The 3,748-nt window shown below is 59.9% G+C and carries 3 protein-coding genes; 2 read left to right on the forward strand and 1 reads right to left on the reverse strand.

The window, feature by feature from the left end; all coding sequences use genetic code 11:
• Window positions 1-1,378, forward strand: a 1,378-nt coding sequence (locus AB4Z11_RS26330) for a M13 family metallopeptidase (protein WP_442028798.1), incomplete at its 5' end; no start/stop codon positions are given.
• A 115-nt stretch (window positions 1,379-1,493) separates the two neighbouring features.
• Here AB4Z11_RS26330 and AB4Z11_RS26335 read toward each other — a convergent pair.
• Window positions 1,494-2,024 carry a c-type cytochrome gene (locus AB4Z11_RS26335; RefSeq protein WP_442028799.1) on the reverse strand — a complete coding sequence of 177 codons (531 nt, stop codon included), beginning with the start codon at window positions 2,022-2,024 and terminating at the stop codon, window positions 1,494-1,496.
• A gap of 212 nt (window positions 2,025-2,236) precedes the next feature.
• Here AB4Z11_RS26335 and AB4Z11_RS26340 point away from each other — a divergent pair.
• The coding region (locus tag AB4Z11_RS26340) for an AMP-binding protein (protein ID WP_442028800.1) at window positions 2,237-3,748 on the forward strand (1,512 nt) is incomplete at its 3' end.

Here is a 3,748-nt window from a genome sequence, read left to right on the forward strand (position 1 = left end):
CGCGAAAACCATCGTTGCTTTCGAAACGAAAATTGCGGAAATCCAGTGGAGCAAAGTCGAACTGCGCGATCCGATCAAGGCCTACAACAAGGTCAGCATCGACAAGCTGGGCGAACTGATGCCGACCTACGACTGGAATGCCTACATCGACGCCATCGGCGGTGTGAAGGGCAAAGTCGATTACGTGATCGTCAGCCAGCCGACCTACCTGAAAGCGCTGGACAAGCTGCTGGCCGAAACGCCGATGGAAACCCTGAAGCCATACTTCGAATGGCACCTGCTGCACAACGCAGCGCCTTACCTGTCCAAGCAATTCGTTGAAACCAATTTCGACATGTACGGCAAGGTGCTGGGCGGCGTGACCGAAATGCGTCCACGTTGGAAGCGCGGCGTGACTGCGACCGAATCCGCGCTGGGCGAACCGATCGGCAAGGTCTATGTGGAACAGCACTTCCCGGCAGCCAGCAAGGCACGCATGGAAGAACTGGTGAAGAACCTGCTGACCGCCTACAAGCAAAGCATCGACAAGCTGACCTGGATGGGTCCGGAAACCCGCAAGGCTGCGCAAGCCAAGCTGGCCAAGTTCACGCCGAAGATCGGCTACCCGAACAAGTGGCGCGACTACAGCAAGCTGGAAGTAAAGCGCGATGACCTGGTGGGCAATGTGCTGCGTTCCAACGCCTTCCTGGTGCGCCGCGAGCTGGACAAGCTGGGCAAGCCAATCGACCGCGACGAGTGGGGCATGACGCCGCAAACCGTCAACGCCTACTACAACCCTGAGCTGAACGAGATTGTGTTCCCGGCCGCCATCCTGCAGCCGCCGTTCTTCGATCCGAACGCTGACGATGCGGTGAACTATGGCGCGATCGGCGCCGTGATCGGCCACGAAATCAGCCACGGCTTCGACGACCAGGGCGCCCAGTACGACGGCGACGGCAATCTGCGCGACTGGTGGACTGCGCGCGATCACAAGAACTTCGAGAAGAAGACCAAGCAGTTGGTGGCGCAGTACAACGCTTTCAGCCCGGTGCCGGGCTATAAGGTGAATGGTGAGCTGACTCTGGGCGAGAACATCGCCGACAATTCCGGTCTGGCGATTGCGTACAAGGCGTACAAGATCTCGCTGAAGGGCAAACCGGCGCCTGTGATCGATGGCTATACGGGTGAGCAGCGCCTGTACCAGGGCTGGGCTCAGGCATGGCGCGCCAAGACCCGCGAAGCGGCGATGATCCGCCAGATCACCACCGATCCGCACTCGCCGGAAGAGTTCCGCGCCAACGGCACCCTACGCAACCAGCCGGGCTTCTATGACGCCTTCAAGGTCAAGCCGGGCGATAAGATGTATCTGGCGCCGAAAGACCGCGTCATCATCTGGTAAACCCAGGGCGTAATCCGGGTGGCTGCCACGATGTGGCAGCCACCAGATTTTGCGTTGGGGGTAAAAAAAAACCGCTCCGAGGAGCGGTTTTTTTATTGGGCCGTTTCGATCAGCCTTACGGCGCCGCAGCAGCTGGCGCAGCGGCCGGAGCGGCCGGCACTTCAGGTTCCTTGAACTTGCCGCCGGACTTGTTAGCCATGAAGACCACAGCGCGGGCAACTTCCACATCATCCAGATCAGGGTTACCGCCGCGGGCCGGCATCGCGCGCAGGCCTTCCAGAGCATGCTTCACAACGGTGTCGTAGCCCTGAGCGATACGAGGGGCCCATGCGCCATTGTCGCCAACTTTCGGAGCACCTGCGGCGCCGGTTGCGTGGCAAGCCTGGCAGGTGGAGTTGAACACGGCTTCGCCGGTTTGCAGCACTTTCGGAGCGTTAACATCCTTCAGGGTGAAACCCTGGTCGGCCACTGGCTTCAGACGGGCGGCGACAGCTTCTGCGGTTTGGCTTTCCGAACCTGCACCGGTCAGTTTTTGGTTGGTAACAAACTGCACCAGCAAAATAATACCGATGATGGTGAAAGCAAAGAAACCTACAACGGCAGCAACCAGCTGCTTTGGCGTTCTGATAGCGGATTCGTGGCTCATGATTTCCTTAATACAGTTTTCGAAAGCTGGTGGCTGAGGGTTGTTTTTTTGATACGCTGCCTAGCGGACCCTCGTCAAACCCGTGATTATAGACTTAAATGTTCCCTTATTGGAATGCAATTTCAATTTGACTAGCATGCCTGAGCTGGTGTTTAATGATATAAAAACTACAACAAATTAATTACTACGGGGATGTACGCRTGGCTGACAGCTTGTTCGCGCAGCGCCTGGAAGAACACGGTGCGCGCATTGCTATCATTACCAGCGACGGGTCGCAGATAAGCTACGGAGAACTGGCAAAAGCCGCAGACCGTGCGGCGGCCGCCCTGCGCGGGCCGGCTGGGCTAGTCATCGTCGAAGCAGCTAATACTGTCGCCTGTGTCGTTGCTTATCTGGCATCCCTGCGGGCACGTTTTCCTGTGCTGCTGGCAGAGCCAGGCTCAACCGTGCGCGATCCGCGCATCGCCGACACTTTCCAGGCTGCCTACATTTTCCGTGCCGCTGGCGACGGTGAGTGGCGTTTCGAATCGTACTCCCCCGATCCAGTGCCGGTGCATCCGGATCTGTGTGTCTTGCTGTCGACATCCGGTTCCACCGGCAGCCCGAAACTGGTGCGCCTGTCGCGCGCCAACATCGAAGCAAATGCGGCATCGATTGCTGAATATTTGGGCATCGGTCCGGACGACCGCGCCCTGACGTCGCTACCGTCCTTCTATTCCTATGGCATGTCGGTGATTAACTCCCACCTGCATGCGGGAGCCTGCCTGCTGCTGACCGAGGATTCCGTGTCCCAGGACAGCTTCTGGACCTTCCTCGAACAGGAACGCGCCACCTCATTCGCCGGCGTGCCGTTCACCTTCGATATCCTGGAGCGCATTGGCTTCCGCCGCCGGCGCCACCGTTATCCCCATTTGCGCTATCTGACCCAGGCCGGCGGCCGCCTGTCCGCCGAGCTGGTACAGGAATACGCCGAATGGGCTGAGCGCCAGGGCAAGCAATTCTTCGTCATGTATGGCCAGACCGAAGCGTCGCCGCGCATGGCCTATATGCCGCCGGACCAGTTGCGTGACAACACCGGCTGCATTGGCGTGCCCATTCCGGGCGGCGCATTCGAGCTGCGCAAGGACAACGGCGAACTGGAAACCCGCCCCGACCAGCCGGGTGAGCTGGTCTACCGCGGACCGAATGTGATGATGGGCTACGGACTGGGTCCGGAAGACCTGGCTGCCGGCAAGCTGCTGGAAGAACTGCATACGGGCGACGTGGCCTGCCGCAAGGCAAACGGCTTGTACTACATCGTCGGCCGCATGAGCCGTTTCGTGAAAATCGTTGGCCTGCGCATCAGCCTGGATGAAATCGAACGCTGGCTGGAAAAGCAGGGCGTGTCGGCGGCGGTCGGCGGCAACGATGAATTGATTGCCGTGGCGATCGGCCCTGGCCGCCACAATCCCGCCGAGCTCAAACCGCGCCTGCTGGAACGCTTCGGCCTGCCCGCATCGGCACTGGAAGTGGCGGTGCTCGATCCCTTGCCGACCCTGGCGTCGGGCAAAGTGGATCACCGCAGCGTGCTGCGCCTGGTGCGTGAGGCGGCGGAAAAGCGGCGCGAGCGTCCCGCCAGTCTGCAGCAAGGGTATGCCGACATCCTGGGCATCGATTCCGTGCGCGAGACAGACAGCTTCCTCGATCTGGGCGGCGATTCCGTCTGCTTTGTGGAAGTGTCGCTG

Source organism: Pseudoduganella sp. RAF53_2 (assembly GCF_052113985.1).
Taxonomy (GTDB): Bacteria; Pseudomonadota; Gammaproteobacteria; order Burkholderiales; family Burkholderiaceae_D; genus Rugamonas.

Excerpts from the sequence above, each read along its gene's own strand:
- AB4Z11_RS26335 (WP_442028799.1), bottom strand. The coding sequence starts at position 2,024 with ATGAGCCACGAATCCGCTATCAGAACGCCAAAGCAGCTGGTTGCTGCC.